The organism is Nocardioides abyssi (assembly GCF_030412915.1).
GTDB classification, from domain to species: Bacteria; Actinomycetota; Actinomycetes; order Propionibacteriales; family Nocardioidaceae; genus Nocardioides; species Nocardioides abyssi.
In genome coordinates this window covers 1-203 of sequence record NZ_JAUHJR010000354.1, presented here as the reverse complement: position 1 = coordinate 203, position 203 = coordinate 1, and the positions used below count along the sequence as shown (strand labels likewise).

The 203-nt window shown below is 71.4% G+C and carries 1 protein-coding gene; it reads right to left on the bottom strand.

Annotation, left to right across the window (positions count from 1 at the left end):
- A partial coding sequence (locus QWY29_RS20975; protein ID WP_500684593.1) for an NADH-quinone oxidoreductase subunit D-related protein occupies positions 1–203 on the bottom strand: 203 nt, incomplete at both ends.

The window sequence follows — 203 nt, the reverse complement described above, 5'->3', positions numbered from 1 at the left end:
GTGAACGACGGGTCGCGGAAGTGGACCCGGTAGGGACGGGTGCCGCCGTCGGAGACGACGTGCGCGCCGAGCTCGCCGCGCGGCCCCACGACCGGGACGTAGGCCTGGCCCGCCGGCACCCGGAAGCCCTCGGTCACCAGCTTGAAGTGGTGGATCAGGGCCTCCATCGACTCGCCCATGATGTGGCGGATGTGGTCGAGGCT